General features: G+C 39.9%; 18 protein-coding genes and 7 tRNA genes. 5 read left to right on the top strand and 20 right to left on the bottom strand.

The window, feature by feature from the left end:
* Positions 1-66 precede the first annotated feature (66 nt).
* Positions 67-1,329: an MFS transporter gene (locus L1611_RS01865; RefSeq protein ID WP_236311355.1), complete on the bottom strand. Its 1,263-nt coding sequence runs from the start codon at positions 1,327-1,329 to the stop codon at positions 67-69.
* A gap of 136 nt (positions 1,330-1,465) precedes the next feature.
* Here L1611_RS01865 and L1611_RS01870 point away from each other — a divergent pair, with 136 nt between their 5' ends.
* Positions 1,466-1,807 carry a hypothetical protein gene (locus L1611_RS01870; RefSeq protein ID WP_236311356.1) on the top strand — a complete coding sequence of 114 codons (342 nt, stop codon included), beginning with the start codon at positions 1,466-1,468 and terminating at the stop codon, positions 1,805-1,807.
* A gap of 172 nt (positions 1,808-1,979) precedes the next feature.
* On the opposite strand, the gene L1611_RS01875 is transcribed toward L1611_RS01870, so the two are convergent.
* From L1611_RS01875 to L1611_RS01920, 10 genes are all read right to left on the bottom strand, one after another.
* The gene (locus L1611_RS01875) at positions 1,980-2,591 is read right to left on the bottom strand and encodes a superoxide dismutase (protein ID WP_236311357.1); all 612 of its coding nucleotides are present in this window, start codon (positions 2,589-2,591) and stop codon (positions 1,980-1,982) included.
* 343 nt (positions 2,592-2,934) lie between these two features.
* Positions 2,935-3,010 (bottom strand) — tRNA-Phe (locus tag L1611_RS01880).
* Positions 3,011-3,106: 96 nt separating this feature from the next.
* Positions 3,107-3,183 (bottom strand) — tRNA-Met (locus L1611_RS01885).
* Between the two features lie 198 nt (positions 3,184-3,381).
* Positions 3,382-3,474, bottom strand: a tRNA-Ser gene (locus L1611_RS01890).
* A gap of 10 nt (positions 3,475-3,484) precedes the next feature.
* Positions 3,485-3,561, bottom strand: a tRNA-Ile gene (locus tag L1611_RS01895).
* Positions 3,562-3,589: 28 nt separating this feature from the next.
* Positions 3,590-3,665 (bottom strand) — tRNA-His (locus tag L1611_RS01900).
* A 15-nt stretch (positions 3,666-3,680) separates the two neighbouring features.
* A tRNA-Met gene (locus L1611_RS01905) sits at positions 3,681-3,757 on the bottom strand.
* Between the two features lies 1 nt (position 3,758).
* Positions 3,759-3,833 (bottom strand) — tRNA-Asn (locus tag L1611_RS01910).
* Positions 3,834-3,968: 135 nt separating this feature from the next.
* Positions 3,969-4,451, bottom strand: coding sequence for a DUF456 domain-containing protein (locus tag L1611_RS01915; protein WP_236311359.1), 483 nt, complete (start codon positions 4,449-4,451; stop codon positions 3,969-3,971).
* 1 nt (position 4,452) lies between these two features.
* The gene (locus L1611_RS01920) at positions 4,453-6,084 is read right to left on the bottom strand and encodes a Na/Pi cotransporter family protein (protein WP_236311360.1); all 1,632 of its coding nucleotides are present in this window, start codon (positions 6,082-6,084) and stop codon (positions 4,453-4,455) included.
* A gap of 212 nt (positions 6,085-6,296) precedes the next feature.
* Between L1611_RS01920 and L1611_RS01925 the strand changes: the two genes are divergently transcribed.
* On the top strand, positions 6,297-7,076 hold the full coding sequence (locus L1611_RS01925) for a DUF1189 domain-containing protein (protein WP_236311361.1): 780 nt from the start codon (positions 6,297-6,299) through the stop codon (positions 7,074-7,076).
* 264 nt (positions 7,077-7,340) lie between these two features.
* Here the strand turns inward: L1611_RS01925 and L1611_RS01930 are convergent, their stop codons facing one another.
* A complete protein-coding gene (locus L1611_RS01930) occupies positions 7,341-8,207 on the bottom strand; it encodes a DUF1002 domain-containing protein (protein ID WP_236311362.1) in 867 nt (288 codons plus the stop codon).
* Positions 8,208-8,491: 284 nt separating this feature from the next.
* On the opposite strand from L1611_RS01930, the gene L1611_RS01935 reads away from it, so the two are divergent.
* Both L1611_RS01935 and ispG read left to right on the top strand, forming a co-directional pair.
* A complete protein-coding gene (locus L1611_RS01935) occupies positions 8,492-8,815 on the top strand; it encodes a hypothetical protein (protein ID WP_236311363.1) in 324 nt (107 codons plus the stop codon).
* A gap of 98 nt (positions 8,816-8,913) precedes the next feature.
* Positions 8,914-10,017, top strand: coding sequence for a flavodoxin-dependent (E)-4-hydroxy-3-methylbut-2-enyl-diphosphate synthase (gene ispG, locus L1611_RS01940; protein WP_236312011.1), 1,104 nt, complete (start codon positions 8,914-8,916; stop codon positions 10,015-10,017).
* Between the two features lie 81 nt (positions 10,018-10,098).
* On the opposite strand, the gene L1611_RS01945 is transcribed toward ispG, so the two are convergent.
* The 7 genes from L1611_RS01945 to L1611_RS01975 form a co-directional block, all read right to left on the bottom strand.
* Complete coding sequence (locus L1611_RS01945; protein WP_236311364.1) at positions 10,099-10,674, bottom strand: nitroreductase family protein; 576 nt, start codon at positions 10,672-10,674, stop codon at positions 10,099-10,101.
* A gap of 133 nt (positions 10,675-10,807) precedes the next feature.
* The gene (locus L1611_RS01950; protein WP_236311365.1) at positions 10,808-11,167 is read right to left on the bottom strand and encodes a DUF308 domain-containing protein; all 360 of its coding nucleotides are present in this window, start codon (positions 11,165-11,167) and stop codon (positions 10,808-10,810) included.
* Between the two features lie 319 nt (positions 11,168-11,486).
* Complete coding sequence (locus L1611_RS01955) at positions 11,487-11,699, bottom strand: DUF1540 domain-containing protein (protein WP_236311367.1); 213 nt, start codon at positions 11,697-11,699, stop codon at positions 11,487-11,489.
* Positions 11,700-11,765: 66 nt separating this feature from the next.
* Positions 11,766-12,170, bottom strand: coding sequence for a Fur family transcriptional regulator (locus tag L1611_RS01960; protein ID WP_236311368.1), 405 nt, complete (start codon positions 12,168-12,170; stop codon positions 11,766-11,768).
* Positions 12,167-13,033 carry a metal ABC transporter permease gene (locus L1611_RS01965; protein WP_236311369.1) on the bottom strand — a complete coding sequence of 289 codons (867 nt, stop codon included), beginning with the start codon at positions 13,031-13,033 and terminating at the stop codon, positions 12,167-12,169. Before L1611_RS01965 ends, L1611_RS01960 begins: the two co-directional genes overlap by 4 nt.
* Positions 13,034-13,049: 16 nt before the next feature.
* Positions 13,050-13,805 carry a metal ABC transporter ATP-binding protein gene (locus L1611_RS01970; RefSeq protein WP_236311370.1) on the bottom strand — a complete coding sequence of 252 codons (756 nt, stop codon included), beginning with the start codon at positions 13,803-13,805 and terminating at the stop codon, positions 13,050-13,052.
* A 231-nt stretch (positions 13,806-14,036) separates the two neighbouring features.
* Positions 14,037-14,906 (bottom strand): YitT family protein, encoded by an 870-nt coding sequence (locus tag L1611_RS01975; protein ID WP_236311371.1) that lies wholly within the window; start codon positions 14,904-14,906, stop codon positions 14,037-14,039.
* 152 nt (positions 14,907-15,058) lie between these two features.
* Here L1611_RS01975 and L1611_RS01980 point away from each other — a divergent pair, with 152 nt between their 5' ends.
* A complete protein-coding gene (locus L1611_RS01980; protein WP_236312012.1) occupies positions 15,059-16,333 on the top strand; it encodes an NCS2 family permease in 1,275 nt (424 codons plus the stop codon).
* Between the two features lie 242 nt (positions 16,334-16,575).
* On the opposite strand, the gene L1611_RS01985 is transcribed toward L1611_RS01980, so the two are convergent.
* Positions 16,576-17,991, bottom strand: a complete 1,416-nt coding sequence (locus tag L1611_RS01985) for an ATP-binding protein (protein ID WP_236311372.1) — start codon at positions 17,989-17,991, stop codon at positions 16,576-16,578.
* Positions 17,992-18,119 lie beyond the last annotated feature (128 nt).

Below are 18,119 nucleotides of genomic sequence, written 5' to 3' on the forward strand. Positions count from 1 at the left end.
GGTGCCTTTATATGACGGAAACGCCATTATATTGTAACGCAGTTATATATTAAAAAAAAGATTAACTTATACATTTGATCCATTTTCGTTCGATAGTACGACTGGTTCTTCTGGAATCGGGTTCAAATTGATTTTCCGGACAAATAAATAGATGAGTGAATGTCCCATTCCAATGATCGGGATTAGATAGGGTATGCTTTTTTGCTCATCAAATAATGTAATAGTAATAATAAACAGTACAATTGAAGTAATTCTTCCGTAATTGAGATATAATTCCCGCACGACAATGTACTCGATACGCATTTCCCTGGCATTCCAGCTTCGTCCTATTACATCGTATGTCAAGGAGACATAAGGCACCAACAGGATCGGATAAGCGATGGATATGATCACTCCATATGTCAGCAGTTTGGCGAATGTCAACTCGAAGATAATCAAGGCTAAAGCAGCGTATAAGATGATCCCCCCTACTAATATCGCCTTTTTCCGGTAAGAAGACTTTATATACCGTGTAGCCATATAATAGGCTAAAAAAGATACAGCAGAGTTGATCAAACCGTATGTCCCCAACGCCAATTCACTATTTGTGGTGATGAATACCCACACGACGATGACAAAGACGAAGGTCCCTTCACGTAACCCTTGAAAGAAATGGGCATACAGGATACGGTTCCAATTCGGATTTTTTTTCCGTTCTTTAATGATCCGCACAAAAGAATAAATCCCTTTCGCAGTCCGACGATTCAGCATAAAACTCATGATCACTGCCGCAAAAAACAAGCCTAAAGATATCGCAAAAATGGTTTTATAACCGATCATCTTATCCATCCTCGTAATAATCCAACCGGCTAGAAAAGGTCCGACCATGCCCGCAAAAGAAGTAAGCAGTCCTAGAAATCCATTAAAAAAATCTCTCGTATCAGGCTCTGTGATTTCGAACGTAAGAACATTGAACGCAAGCCAATAAAACCCCATTCCAATACCAAGCAAACCCCCGAGGAGGATAAGGAAATCCTCTGCCCTTGCACCGAGTAACAAGACAGTTAAGTAAAATATCGATAAACTGATAACCCCTAATCTCAAGACAATAACACGATCGATCCGTTTAGCTAACCGCCCTGCAAATATGAATGTAATGGGTTGAAAGATCACAATAGATAAGTTGTATATTGCTATATCAATGAATTTACCCGACTGTTTCCAAAGAAAAACATTGACGAATGTATTTGATAAAGCAATGCTCAATGCATATAAACCGCCGATAATCAAAAGAAACATCAAATCTTTTGTTACTTCAATATTGCCGATCATTTTTTGTAATGCCTTCATAAGAACGACTCCCCTTTACTTACAACCCTAGTTTTCCTTAAACTGACGACGTTATTCTTAATTAAGGATTTGGATAAAGTCGGAAATCGCTGTGTAAACACAACTATCTATGGCAAAGATGTAAAAAAAAGGAGGGATGACCATATACGAATTTTACATTTTTCGTTCAAAAGATTGTTTTAGGACAGATATAGAACATATGATTCAGGCAATAGTGATGAATTATGCCAAAGAGAAAAAATGTGACTATTTCGAACAACAAGCGGGCTGGGAAGTACTCTATCGCGTCGTAAATGAGACTGTAACCGTATTTTACAATGGCGATCAGTATGTATTGCGTTCAGATGAAGATTTTGAAGATGGGAATGTATTGCTGGATGAGATCATCGGAATGTGTCTGAAGGAAAATTATTGGATCAAGTTAATCCATTTGTCCAATGTCCTGCACACAAAAATTAGAGGACATATGTTCCGCTAATTGTGACAGAAAGGCGTGTTTTGGAGAATTTGAGGACCATTGTTCCGTTACCCGTGAACAAGGCTTGTGATTTTAAATGAATTTAAGGCTCTTGTGTCCGTTAACCTTTTTATGAAACCAAAAGAACACCCCGCCTGGAATACAGGTCGGGGTGTGCCCTACTAGTAAAAATTTACTTAGCTTCTTGGAAACGTTTTTCAACTTCATCCCAATTGACAACATTCCAAAATGCCGCAATATAATCAGGACGACGATTTTGATAGTTAAGGTAGTAAGCGTGCTCCCAAACGTCAAGTCCAAGGATTGGTGTCTTACCATCCATTAATGGAGTATCTTGGTTCGGTGTGCTTGTCACTTCAAGCTCACCATTGTTGACAACAAGCCATGCCCAGCCCGATCCAAAACGACCAGTTGCTGCAGCAGTAAATTCATCTTGGAACTTTTCGAAGCTTCCAAATTTAGAATTGATGGCATCCGCTACTTCCCCTGTAGGAGTTCCTCCACCATTCGGGCTTAAAAGTTGCCAGAACAATGTGTGGTTGGCGTGTCCTCCACCATTATTACGTACAGCCGTTCGGATGTTTTCAGGAACAGCGTCTAAATTGCTGACAAGTGAATCAATTCCTTTGTCTTGTAGATCGGCATGTCCTTCAAGTGCACTATTCAGCTTTGTTACATACGTGTTGTGGTGTTTACCATGGTGGATTTTCATTGTTTCTTCGTCGATGTGTGGTTCTAAAGCGTTAAACTCATATGGTAGTGCTGGTAGTTCGTATTTTGCCATTTGAATCTCCTCCTTTAAAAGTATGTAGTTCAAAGCACGAAAACTGTGCCTTTAAACCTAACAATATCAAATTTACCCAGAGGATTCAATTTTAAAACACTGAGAGGTGGAGGCAGGTTGGATTATCAGGGGATGAAGAGGTCATCTAGTAAGATGTTTATACATACGGACTTTTGTAAATTGATTGCTGGATATGCTTGAATCATCCACATGAGAAAGCGTGAGCCTTACAAAAAGTTAACATTGCCAACAAAATGGGAAAATACCTGCATAAATTGAAATTGAGTCTACAAAAACCTTTATAAAACACAAAAAACTTCTTATCTTCAAGAAGTTTGAAATATGGTGGCTCGAGACGGAATCGAACCGCCGACACGAGGATTTTCAGTCCTCTGCTCTACCGACTGAGCTATCGAGCCATATACAGTTAAACTTATTAAATTGGTTACACCCCTCCGGGTACTCCATATGTTCATTGAATGTCAGGCTATCCGACGTTGGCAATGAACTTAAATTGGTTGCGGGGATAGGATTTGAACCTATGACCTTCGGGTTATGAGCCCGACGAGCTACCAGACTGCTCCACCCCGCGACGATAATAGTATACGGACGATGATTTTGTTTCAATGATGTTGAAGTATTAAAAAATTGGATACTACCTGTCCCTTCCTCTACAAGTTCCTTCTATCGAAGTTAGCTGCGTCGGGACAACTCATCGCTTATTCATGAAGTAACGTTCGTTGCTCCACCCCGCGACGATATACAATAAATTATGCTATAAAAATAAAAATGGAGGAGGTAGAGGGATTCGAACCCCCGCGGGCTGTTACACCCCTGGCGGTTTTCAAGACCGCTCCCTTCAGCCAGACTTGGGTATACCTCCATATGGTGAGTGGTGGACCCTGTAGGACTCGAACCTACGACCAATCGGTTATGAGCCGACTGCTCTGACCAACTGAGCTAAGGGTCCATGATTATGTACTTGTAAACAGGGTTGATGGGGCGGCTGATGGGAATTGAACCCACGAATGCCGGAACCACAATCCGGTGCGTTAACCACTTCGCCACAACCGCCATGCGTTTTGTTAATGGTAGCGGCGGAGGGAATCGAACCCCCGACCTCACGGGTATGAACCGTACGCTCTAGCCAGCTGAGCTACACCGCCATGGCTCCACAGGCAGGACTCGAACCTGCGACCGATCGGTTAACAGCCGATAGCTCTACCACTGAGCTACTGTGGAATAAAATAATTTTAACGACAAGATTTAGCATAACATTTTTTGTGTTAGATGTCAATGTTTTTTCTCATCTTTCGACAAAAGGAAAACAGGGACAAGAACTAATATATCATGTTCTTCCCCTGTATGCAATACGTATTATAAGACTTTCATTAGGAAATAAATGACCATTCCACTTTGAATGATGAATTTCACGGCACCACCGCCAATAAAACCTAACAAAGAACCGATACCCACTCGGACAGCCTGTTTCAAGTCGCCTTTTTGGTGTATCCATTCTCCTACAATCGCCCCGACAAAAGGACCGATCAGAATTCCAATGATTGGTATGATAAAAGGACCGACAATAATACCGATTGTACTTCCCCATATAGCGTGTTTACTTCCGCCCCTTTTTTTCACCCCGAAATAATTACTCGCATAATCAGTGGCAAATAAAAGAAGGATGAGAATTCCTTGAATGATCCAAAACCAAAGACCTAAAGGGTCAAAACTGAACATCCATCCATAGACAAGAAAGCCAGCGATAAGAAAAAGAGAGGCCGGTAAAACCGGATAAACAAGTCCAATGAAAGACAGGACAAATAATGATCCGATTACCAGCCAAGCAATGATCGTCATATTACTCTTCTTCTCCTAAAACATATTCTGCGATATTTACTGCATGATCCCCGATACGTTCAAGGTTGCTGATGATATCGACGAAGACGATACCAGCAGCCCCACTGCATTTTCCTTCATTTAAACGAAGGATGTGTTGTTTACGCAAGGTTCTCTCCATTTTGTCAATCGCGTCTTCCATTTTGACAACCTTACGTGCTTTTTCTTTATCATTATTTTCCATTGCATGGAATGCTTCATCAATCGTAGACATGGTCAACTGAAACATTTCCTCCAGATCCGCTTTCGCCTTTTCTGAAATAATCACTTTATGTGTCAATTGGTAGTCCACTAATTCAACGATATTTTCCATATGGTCTCCGATACGCTCTATGTCACGTACGGAATCCATAAGAATTGAGTGTTGTTCAGAGTCGTGAGCGGACAACGTGTAAGATGACAATTTTACGAGATAGTCTGTAATACGCTGGTCCAAATTGTTGATTGCTTCTTCATATTGATACGCTTTTTCAGCGCTCTTCTTATTATTTGTATCTAGATATTCGAATGATTCTGTCAGTGCATTTTTAGCATAGTCCGCCATACGCATGACTTCCATCTTAGCTTGTCCTAAGGCAACTGCTGGGGAACGCTCTAGGAATATCGGATCGAGATGTTTTGCTTTGTATTCAATCACTCCATCATCACCAGGGATGATTTTCGTAACGATATATGCAAGAGCTCCTATAAACCATACTTGAATGAGAGTGTTCACTATATTAAACGATCCATGGGCAAAAGCTATTTGCATTTTCGGACCTAACCCTAACCAAGTAGTAAGAAAATCAACATATGCTCGGAATGGAATGAGTAAAAGTAAGAAAAGCGTTGTTCCGATCAAGTTGAAGATAACATGAGTCAATGCTGCCCTTCTTGCTGCGACACTAGCTCCGATCGCTGCAAGGACTGCCGTAATTGTCGTACCGATGTTGTCACCGAATAAGACAGGTAAAGCTGCATCGAGAGTCAAGGATCCTTGTGAATATAGCTCTTGGAGTATTCCGATTGTTGCACTTGAACTTTGGACGATGACTGTAAACAAAGTTCCGATGACGACTCCTAACACTCCATGTTCACTCATACTAACGGTCAAGTCCTGGAATGCTTGAAGGCTGCGTAATGGCTTCATTCCCTCACCCATCAGCTCAAGGCCATAAAACAGCGCACCAAAACCAAAAATGATCTGACCGATATTCTTCACCCTTTTTGAACTGAAGAAGAATATCATTAATGTACCAACCGCAATGATAGGTAATGCATATTCCCCAATATCGATACCGATGATAAAGGCAGTTACGGTAGTACCGATATTGGCACCCATGATTACCCCGATTGCTTGTCGCAATGTCATGAATCCAGCGTTGACAAGTCCTACTGTCAAGACGGTCGTACCCGAACTTGATTGAATCAAGATTGTTACGATAATTCCTGCAAGTACTCCCATGAAAGGATTTGACGTAAACCGATCAAGAATATCCCTTAAACGATCGCCTGCAGTGTTTTGAAGTCCGTCTCCCATATACTTGATACCGAATAGGAAGATACCTAGTCCCCCAAGAAATTCAAATATCAGTTTCTGAATATCTAAATCCAAAGTTTTTCAACTCCTACGCATTTATTCGACAGAATTTGCCCCATTCATTATTAACTAACTTTATTTTGTTTGTAAAGACTTTTAGTGTTATTTAATTGTTTTGTAAATTAACCTGTGGGACTATGGTATTTTTTCCCTTAATCCCATTTTTTATCTTGTCCGTTTGATACAGTAAAGATACAATGATTTTAGATACTTGAAGGAGGATACCAATGAACATTTTCAAACAGTTTGTGATGAGCTTGTACTCTCCGAAAACCATAGCCATGTTTCGGTTCCAAAAAATAGGCAAGACAATCGGCTATGTTTTCGTCATGATGTTGATTTCTTTTATCTTCATAGGAATCAATATAGCAGTGTCCATCACGAATGCAGTCAATGAATTTGATAACGCACTTAAGGAGGACATCCCGAACTTCCAATTCCAAAATGGAGAATTGAATTCGGATATTTCAGAACCGATCATTCGTCAGGATGGGAACCAAACCATCATTTTTGATACGACTGGTACAATTACTCGAGATGATTTGGATCAATACTCGGATGCCATTGCGGTTTTGGATGATCGATTAATTGTTGTAACAGCCGGAAGTGCAGATTCGTTCGATTATGGAATGATGAGGGATGTAAATTTCCAAAAGAGCGATATTGTCAATTTCTTGAACTCGGCTAATACTTTATTACCCTTGATCATCAGTGTGATAATCCTTATTTCGTATATTTTCATGACTGCACTCAAATTCATCGGAATCACGATTCTTGCATTAATTGGGTTGATTGTTAAAAATATAATGAAGCGAAAGATATCCTACGGACAATTATGGATCCTCTCCGCTTATTCAGTTACATTGCCGACCCTATTTTTTGCGATTATAGATGCTTTACGTATTACGATTCCTGGTCAATTCTTCCTTTATTGGGCAGTAGCCATCTTTTTCTTGTCACAAGTCATTAAATTTGTACCGCTTCCCAAGCCAAAAGAAACAGAATGATTATGTAGACATAAAGAAAAGCGCAAACGCCCTTGTTAACCACGAAGGTCACTGGAAGTCCGACGAGGAGGCTCAAACCAAACAAAGTTCGATTCTGCGTGTGGGTAACACTTCGACCTAAATCAATGTGTCGACCGCCACAGGAGGACAGAAGTGATCCAAGTGGTTGGGTGTTAGAGCTAGACATTTCTTCACCGCAACAAAATTTTTATACTTTCTTACCCTTTGACAAAGAGGATGACAATAGCGTCATCCTCTCAATCATTATTTGAAAAGGTTTTTCAGTGCTTCGATCAATGAGATCAAGAAATCGAGAATGGTTCGAATGAATCCCTGTGTCTCTTCCTTATTCAAAAATTCGCCCAGGTTGTTTCGAACATTTTCAAGGTTACTTTTCACTTGATCCCAATCAATGTTCAGTTCCTTCATACGATTGAACAGGGATACAAGCCCATCAAGTTCTTCATCCGTCAATTGAATGCCGACATCCTCTGCAACACGTTGGATTAATGCACGAAGATCTTCTTCTGTCTCAACAGGGTTTTCAGCTAATTCCTGCTTGATTTTCGTCATCAGTTCAGTAGCTTTTTCAGCACCGACACGATCACCAAGCTTAACCGTTTTCACCATCTCTTCATTGGCAACCTGCTTCTTCTCTTCAGGAATTTTAACATCAGCTTTCACTTCATAAGCTTTTAAAATACCTGTCAGTGCAGCTGTACCTGATACCTCAAATGGAGCTGTTACATAGATATCAGCATCAGTGACACCCGCAGTCGTCAGAGCGTTCGCATACATCTCTTCGGTTACCCAATTGATATTGTTTGTCTCGACATTCAGTCCGGAATCTTTTTCACCGACTGTAATTTTAGTAGATGAAATTGCTTTTGAACCGATTTGTGCTTTCGATATATATTCACCTAAATATTGATGCTCTTCGTCATTAGTAACGGTCACTGTTTCTACGTCTGCCGGAACATCCATTTCTTTTAGTAAGTTTTGTTTTTCACTATCTGTTAAATCTTCCCCTAGAGTGACGATGATATCTCCAGGTGCTGCATCTGCAAAAGCAATTCCTGGAACCATACAAGCTACTAAGATCATGATTGCAATCCATTTTTTAAATCTCATGTTTTCTCTCCTTTGATTGAAACAATTCCTTATACCATACGTTTATTATTTGTTTTTTTGTAGGTACTGTTTATATTTTACAATGCCCACCCCCGCATGGCTATATCTATTTATCAGGATACCTTAATGATAATAGACGCTTTAAAGAGAAAATCGTTTCAAGTGAATTTGATAAAAATTGGTATACACTTTGTCTTTTTATGAATAGTAGAGTTGGACAGGCATATACATTTACTAGAAGGATTAATAGATTTGATTTCTACCCGCTATGGAGGGGATTGGTTATGAAGAAATTCATCATCACATGTTTGATCATTCTATTTTTTTATAGCGCCTATTTCGATTTGAAGATCGGAACTTTGCCGACAGAAGCTAAAAATGACATACAGGTTCAAGTGGCAAATTCTGTACCGACAAAAGAGGCAGCTTTCAAAGAAATCCAAGTCCAGCCTGGAGAGACCGTCTTGACTATTCTTGAACGGATTCATAATGGAAGCCTTCCAGTTTCTATAGAAGAAGCAGTTACAGAATTCGAACGTTTGAATCAGAATACATCCGCTCATTCGGTCCAGGCAAATAAGACATATCGCTTCCCATTATTTAAATAAAACACATTTCCTTGCCAAAACCTTCAATCCATTGCTAAAATGAAGTCGGTAACAAATGTCATTTACGTCCTTAAAGGAGCGATATATACATGAGTGAAATGACTCACCGTACGAAAACGAGGCCTGTAAAAGTTGGTAATCTAACAATTGGCGGCAATAATGAAGTTGTTGTGCAAAGTATGACAACTACTAAAACACATGATGTTGAAGCAACAGTCAAGGAAATTCATCGATTAGAAGAAGCGGGCTGCCAGATTGTACGTGTAGCTTGTCCAGATATGAAAGCAGCAGAAGCGATCGCAGAAATTAAGAAGCAGATAAACATTCCTTTAGTGGTCGATATCCATTTCGACTATAAATTGGCACTCAAGGCAATTGAAGGCGGAGCTGATAAAATCCGGATCAACCCGGGGAATATCGGTAGGAAAGAGAAGGTTGAAGCCGTAGTTAAAGCAGCAAAAGAAAAAGGGATTCCAATTCGGATCGGTGTAAATGCCGGCTCATTGGAGCGAAAAATCCTTGAAAAATATGGTTATCCTACTGCAGATGGCATGGTGGAAAGTGCTTTAAGCCATATTAAAATTTTAGAAGACCTTGATTTCCATGATATCATCGTTTCTATGAAAGCATCTGATGTAAATTTAGCTGTTGAAGCGTACGAAAAAGCAGCGAAAGCATTTGATTATCCATTGCATTTAGGAATTACTGAATCTGGTACACTTTTCGCTGGAACGGTCAAAAGCGCTGCAGGACTCGGAATTATTCTGCATAAAGGAATCGGAAACACCGTACGGATCTCCTTGAGTGCAGATCCTGTGGAAGAAGTGAAGGTTGCTCGTGAATTGCTGAAAACATTCGGTTTAGCATCTAATGCAGCAACACTTATTTCTTGTCCGACATGCGGGCGTATCGAAATTGATTTAATTTCAATTGCCAATGAAGTTGAGGAATACATCTCGAAAATCAAAGCTCCTTTAAAGGTTGCCGTGTTAGGATGTGCAGTAAACGGTCCTGGTGAAGCGCGTGAAGCAGATATTGGAATCGCCGGAGCACGAGGGGAAGGACTCCTTTTCCGTCACGGAGAAATCATCCGTAAGATTCCTGAAGATATTATGGTTGACGAGTTGAAAAAAGAAGTTGATAAGTTGGCAAAAGAGTACCACGAGAAAAAAGCAAAAGAAGAAGCAGAACAACAGGTTTAATTGAAAAAAAGCTGGACGAAAACAAATCGTTCAGCTTTTTCCTATATAATCTGGAATTTCCGAGGTGATTAACCCCTTGATTTAACTTCCATCCCACCATTGTGTTTTTTCTGCAACCGGTCTTCGTGGAGAAGGTTTCGGTTCCGCAGCAGGATAACCTACATATAAAAATCCCATCAGATGACCTTTTTCTGAAACCCCGAATCTATCCTTCATTTTCTGTTTGTACGTTGGTTGACCTGTACGCCAAATAGACCCTAAACCGAGAGAATGTGCCGCTAACATCATATTTTGTGCAGCACAAGCACATGCAGCTATTTCTTCAAGCCAAACAACTTTCTCGTTATTACTTGGCTCCATTATGAGGACAATGATCACAGGGGCTCTTCTTGCTTTTTTAAGACCTTTTTCTCTCGCTTGTTCAACTTCTTCATCTGTGGGTTCCGTTAATGATTCCACAGCAATTTCACCATATAGTTCACCTAATGCATCTCTGCCTTTGCCAGAGAGAACGATGAATTTCCAGGGTTCCGTCCGATAATGACTAGGTGCCCATGTTCCCGCTTCCAGGATGGATTCGATCATTTCCTTATCAGGTACTTGCTCTGTAACCTTTCCAATCGTTCTTCTTGTTATTATCGCTTTCATGACATCCATAAGGTTCACCTCTAATTGATACTCATTATCACTATCCTATGTATTTATTTTAAATGAAGAAGTTACACCTTCCAAATGATATCCATAAAAACATATATAAAAACGAAGGCAGAAAAACTGCCTTCGTTTACACTTAGAAAAATGGAACGAATATCAGACTGATTACAATTGATGCGATACCAAGTCCAATTGCCCAGTTCCCAAGTGTCTGCGCTCCTCGTCGTCTTGCAAAAAATCCTACAATGATGCCAGCGGCACCTAATAAAACGGGAAGGAAGAATAAGGATAGGATCGATAAGGCAAGGGCAAATATACCTACGCCTCGACCTCCGGTATCTTCTTGATCCGCATCACCATTATACGCATCTTCACGTTCTTTATCCATAACTCGTTCTTGCTCAGGTAGAGGGAGAACCTCCGCTGCTGTTTCTTCCATGAAATCCTCTTCATACTCTCGGTGATTTCCGTTTTCACGATCGTATCGATTTTCCATCAGGATCCCTCTCTTTCTCAAAAGTGGAGGAGCCTTTTTATTATTAGTCACTTACCAGGGTTTCATAATGTCAATCATTGTTAACCTAAACCCCAACAACACTTGGGAATTTTTTCTCTTTAAAATTCCTTTACAGGTAGGAACAGGGATAAAGAAAAATGCAAGCCCCTGTTTACCGCCGCAGGAGGACTGAAGTGATCCAAGTGGTTGGACGTTGGAGCTAGAATCCCATTTTCGAAAACAAAATTTTTATACTTTCTTATCCTATAAAGAAAAAATCCACCCGATTGTTAGATCTGGATGGATTTCAAGAAAAGAGTTAATGCCTGGAACGGAACGTGTGGCAGCATGTTTCTGCAACAGTACTCGCCTTGTCCTTATGGAGAGCATCGTCCACAAAATGTCCAGCTGCAGACATATCGTAATCTTCATTCGCATGTTGGTCCACTTCAACCAAAATAGTATCAGCATGACAATTGTTTCCTTCAGCCCAATATACACAGTTCGATACATTACATTTTACCTCTGGCATTTTAATCTCCTCCTTTAAGGGTTAGAATGCCACATTCCCGGCTAATTCATTAATATATACGACATTTCATTGGCACTCCTGGCAATAGCCGTATATTTCAAATTTATGATCGGTAATCATAAATTCATCGGGTGTGATATCTTTCATTGGGCATGCTTCAATAGCGTTTGTTTTTCCACATTGAAGACAGATCATATGGTGGTGGTGACCTTTTGTCGAACAAGAGAACCTGAAATGTTTTTCCCCATCAAGTTCGGTCTCTTCAACAATCCCTAACTCGGTAAAGACAGACAGGTTACGATAAATGGTATCAAAGCTAAGACCTGGATAAGATGGTTTCATGTATTCCAGTACATCCTTTGCCGTTAAATAACGTCTCTCATTTGAAAAGAGCTCTAGAAACATTTCCCGTTTGGTTGTATGCTTGTAACCATTTTCTTTAAGGATGTCGAGAGCTTCACTTACATTCATGCTTCTTCCCCCACTTTACTGTTTGTCCCGAAAGAATACCTGAATTTTTTCCAGATAATCACAAGAACAAGAATCAATGCTGCTAGTAATACTATTGTACCACCAGGAGCTAAATCAAAATAGTAAGCTGATACCAATCCTGTAATTACGGATGTTTCACCGAAGATAATTGCAATGATGATCGTCTGTTTAAAGCCTCTGGCAATCCGGATACTTGCTGCAACTGGTAATGTGATAAGCGATGATACAAGTAAAATACCGACGATTCTCATCGAAGCTGCAATGACAAGCGCAACCATCACCATGAACATGGAATGGATGAAACGTGAACGAATCCCTGAGACCTGTGCTTGATCTTCATCAAAAGACAGCAGAAAAAGCTCCTTATAAAACAGGACGACAGCAATTACAACAAGGATCAATATAAAAAGTACCATCCAAACATCAGATGTTCCTACGGCGATGATACTGCCGAATAAATAATTGAACAAATCAGTGTTGAAGCCGTTTGCGAGTGAAATAAAAACAACACTTAATCCGATCCCGACCGATAAGATGATCGGTATTGCCAATTCTTGATAGTGTTTATATTCTTTTCGTAAACGCTCGATCAATATTGAACCCGCTACTGAGAAGGCCATTCCCAGATAAACTGGATTCAACATTTTAAAAGCGGTGACTTGTTTACTTAATAACAAACTGGCTGCAATTCCTGCCAATGTGATATGTGATAAAGCATCTGCAATCAATGCTTGCCTGCGGACAACGATGAAGACACCCAACATCGGTGCCAAGAAGCCAATCATCAGTCCAACGAACGCAGCATTCCGTATAAAATCATACTGTAAAAAATCTTGGATCATATATGTGCACTCCTCATTAATGCTGGTGGTCCACCAGATGGACTGGATGACCGTAGAAAGATGACCATTCACGGTTGTCGAGGACCTCATATTCATATGTGTCACCATGAAAATGCAGTTGTTTGTTCAGACAAGCTACATGGGTTACCAAATTTGTTACAGGTCCGATATCATGTGTAACAAGAATCAAGGTGATTCCCTTTTCTTGATTCAACTGCTCTAAAAGTCCATAAAAACTTTCCACTGAAGAAGCGTCGACACCTACGGTAGGTTCGTCTAAAATCAACAACTGTGGATCACTCACCAAAGCTCTAGCGATAAAAGCACGCTGCTGCTGACCACCTGAAAGTTCACCAATATTTTGATTCGTATATTCTGTTAAACCTACTGTTTCTATCGCTTCAATAACCCTCTTTTTATGATGTTTTTTTAAGAAATTGAAAATTCCGACCTTCCCAAAAAGCCCCATTGAGACTACTTCAAATACAGTTGCAGGAAAACCACTATTGAAACTGTTCGCCTTTTGGGACACATATCCGATGTAGGGCCAGTTTTTGAACTTTTTCACATTTTGGCCAAACAAAGAGATCGTACCTTTCTGTATCGGCAACAGTCCCAGAATCATTTTGATAAGTGTCGATTTACCAGAACCATTTGGTCCTAATAAAGCGAGAAAGGATCCTTCTGGAACATCCAAGTTTATGTTTTCGAGCACTCTACGCTCTTGATAATTGAATGAAACGTTTTTTATGGACACGATAGACGAGTTCATCGTAATCCCCTTTCAGTAATGTAATTCTAATATAAAATTAGGAATGATTCCGATTTACTTTAATAAGTATATCTCAAATAAATCATTTGTAAAGGGACCTGCTCAATATAAAGAATACTTAGAAAACACGAGCCTTTGGCCCATTTTTATATGGAATGAATTCTTATATTGGCTATAAGAACAAAAAAAGAGACTGTAATCAGTATCCCATTCCCCTGTATTTAAGCAGACTTAATGGATTGGGGACTTGAACTTTGCTCCTTTCGTTTCCTGTGTATTCATGATTGTTATGAAGGCTTGTTTATCGATATCGTAAACAATATTCTTAAGCTTCGTCACTTCAAGCCTTGTGATAACTGCATAGATCACTTCTTTCTGGGCATCGGTATATCCACCCTTTCCCATTAGTTTCGTCGTCCCCCGGCCCAATCGATCTAGAATGGCACTTGAGATTTCCTCATAATGGTCTGAAACAATGAGAACGGCTTTGGTCTCATCTAGCCCTTGTATCACGGTGTCAATTGTCTTGTATGCGATATAGTAGGTAAGAATTGAATACATCGCACGTTCTGGTCCGAATACGAAACCTGCCCAGGCAAATACGAAAATGTTTAAGAACATGACAACTTCGCCAATAGAGAAAGGAATTTTTTTCGTGATAAGGATCGAAAAAATCTCCGTGCCATCTAATGATCCTCCATGACGGATGACAAGCCCTACTCCAACACCTAATGTCAGCCCCCCAAAGACTGTTGCTAGGATTAATTCTGAGGTAAAAGCCTCGAAATGATGGAATTGAGTCTCGAAAATCGCTAAAAATACAATTCCTACCAATGATGAAATAGCAAACGTCTTCCCGATCTGTTTATAACCTGAAAACATGAATGGAAGATTCAATACGATCACAAGGATAGCAAAATTAAGGGGAGTGATATAATCCAAAATCAAGGAAATTCCGATTATCCCTCCATCGATGATTTGATTTGGTATCAGAAACAGCTCAATCGAGGCTGCTGCAAGACCGGCTCCTAAAATAATCATCGTGAATCGGTAAATCAGATGTGGAATACTTTCTTTTTTATGTTGTTTAATTGGTTCCATTGGTCACTCCTCAAAAAATCTTTTTCTTTGTATTACATGAAATAATTATAGCATGATTACTTGAAACTCCTGAAATTTTCGCTATAATTAACAATCGTGGCATATGTTCTGCCATGGGTGGGAGAGGGATCATTTTAGAAAGAAAGGTTATGATGAAACAACTTATTGAAAATTGGTTCCGATTGGCTGATCACGGCACAACGATACAGAAGGAACTGATAGCGGGGATCACCTCATTTTTTACGATAAGTTATATCATTATCGTCAATCCGTTAATCCTGGCTGATGCCGGCATCCCATACTATGGCGCTTTAATGGCAACCATCCTAGTCAGTATCATTTCTTGTATTTTCATTGGAATTTACGGAAATGCACCAATCATATTATCTCCTGGCATGGGCGTTAATGCTTTTTTCACCTATACGATTGTTCAAGGTATGGGATTGACATGGCAAGAAGGACTTGGAGCAGTAATGATGGCGGGAGTACTATTTTGTATTGCAGCTTTCACACCGATCAAATCGTTATTGTCTCGTTCTGTACCAGAATCCCTAAAGCATGGAATTACGGTAGGCATCGGTTTGTTCCTCGCATTCATCGGCTTACAGAAAGCTGGTATTGTAGAAAAGAGTCCGGATACGTTCGTTAAACTTGGGGATTTGAGCGAACCATCAACATTGTTGGCTCTTGCAGGGTTCTTGATTTGTTTGACATTGTTTGTGAAAAAGGTAAAGGGAGGTTTCATCCTCTCAGTCATTTTCATCACATTGGTGGCTCATTTCTTTGATCTTACACCTGTACCGAAAGAAACAAGTCAAGAATCAGCACTGATTCTTTTCAGTTCTGATTTATCCGGTTGGATGGAAACAGAATTCTGGATTGCCTCATTTTCGTTGGCACTCATATTGATTGTTGAAAATATGGGATTGTTACACGGAATGCTTCCAGATACATCCAAATTCGATCGATCCTTCCAATCAAGTGCTTTTTCCAGTGTATTATCTGGATTTTTCGGGACAAGTCCTACAATTTCAACAGCTGAAAGTGCTTCAGGTATTGCTGAAGGCGGACGGACAGGGTTGACAGCGGTCATAGCCGGCTTGTTATTTATACTTTCCATATTCACCATTCCAGTCCTTACAGGCATACCTGATGCGGCAATTGCTCCGATACTGATTATCATAGGCGGAGTAATGATGCAATCGATCCGACATATTCCTCTTGATGATTTTACGGAAAGTTTTCCGGCATTCATGATCATCGCATTGATTCCGTTAACTTATAGCATCGTTGATGGACTTGCCTTCGGATTCATCGTCTACCCAATCATCAAAATGGCGGTTGGACAATTTAAACAGGTTCCGAGGACCATGTACGTGATGGCATCATTGTTTATCTTGAATTTTGTATTCCACTTTTATATGTAATGACAAGAAAAGCGGAATCGCCCTGTTTAGCCACAAAGGTCACTGGAAGTCCGACGAGGAGGCTCGAACCAAACAGTTCGGTTCTGCGTGGGTAACACTTTGACCTGAATCAATGTGTCGGCCGCCGCAGGAGGTCTGAAGTGAGCCAAGTGGTTGGGCGATGAAGCTGGACATCAAGAAAAGCGGAATCGCTGACTGAGTGTTTAACACACTTATCTAACGATAAAAGAACAGCTGACATTTCAGCTGTTCTTTTCTGATAAAAAAGGCAAACGGAATCTTATCGTCGTTCCCTCACCAAGTTTACTGATGATATTAAATGTACCACCATGTTCTTCAATGATTTTTTTACATAAAGGGATGCCGATACCATTCCCTTTTTCTTTCGTAGTGAAGAAAGGTTTCCCGAGCTGCTCAAGCACACTTTTCTCCATCCCTGGTCCTTGGTCTTTAAAAGTGATTTCATAATGATGGCTCGTTGCTTTTCCTTGCAAATGGATTCGACGGTTCGTCTGTTTCACATTGTATGCTTCTATGGAATTTCTGAGTAGATTCAAAACGACCTGTTTAATCATTGATTCATTGACCATTGTATAGACGTCAACCTCTTCCACATCCCATTCAAACAAGAGATTATGTAACAAACATTCTGACTGGATGATGTGGATCAGTGATTTAATGATAAGATCTGGCCTCTGCTTCTGCTTCTGCATTTTCCGTCTTGAAACAGACAAGAAGTCTTCGATGATTTCATTCATACGGGCCAATTCTGATAACACGGTATCATAATACTTGCTGAAATCTTTCGTTACTGCTGATAATTGGATAAATCCTTGGATCACCGACAACGGATTGCGTAATTCATGAGCTACCCCTGCTGCAAGATGAGATACAGATTCCATTTGCTTTTTGTACATCAATAGATTTTCGAAACGTTGTTGATGTGATCGATCATATAACACAAAACGGATGCTTTCATCAGAATCAAAATACATCCCTTTCACCTGAAATAAACAATCATCCTCGTAATAAAAGCGTTCATTTACAATCTTCGTGTTCCGTATTTCCCTGGTCATTTGACGCATTTGTGACAATAAGGGATGATCATAGTCCAATTGGAGGAGGTTTTGTCCGATCAACTGATTGACACATTCCAAATCGACAAACAATTTCATGCGTTCATTGCAACAATCAATCTTATTTTCTGATGTGATTGTCAAGATACCGATCTCTAATTCGCGAAACATGAATTTGCGGAATTCATACTCTTTTTCATATTTTTCTTTATAACCGTGATCGTCCGCTTCATCTGCCTTCGACTCTCCGAGTACTTTTCCAAGAAGGACAATTTCATCTTCGATCATTTTCCCAAGATACTTGATTGTAATCTTCTCCTCATTTAAATAATGGTTGAAAGTCATTTTAGAAGCATTCTTTGGGGTGAGCTTTTCAATGAAACTAAAAACGGCTGGTTTGTCTTCTTTTAAGAATAAATCATAGAAATTTGTTTGTCTTTCACTCAAAATCGACTCTTGAGCTATCCTATTGGATTCTATGATCGAGCCATTCGGCTTGATTAATAAATAGATATCGTCCGTTAGATCATTCATAATATGTTGAAAGGCTGCAAAAGTGTTGTCAGATTGACAATATTGCATAGCACGCCCCCGATTATAATTGACATAGTATATTTATTATACTAAATAACCCTTACAATACCTAGTGCCACAACTAATAAATCCCTAGACATATATCGGCAAAAACCAACATATCCAATCCTAAAGTT

Origin of the sequence: Pseudalkalibacillus salsuginis, from assembly GCF_021646685.1 — a bacterium.
Lineage (GTDB): Bacteria > Bacillota > Bacilli > Bacillales > Fictibacillaceae > Pseudalkalibacillus > Pseudalkalibacillus salsuginis.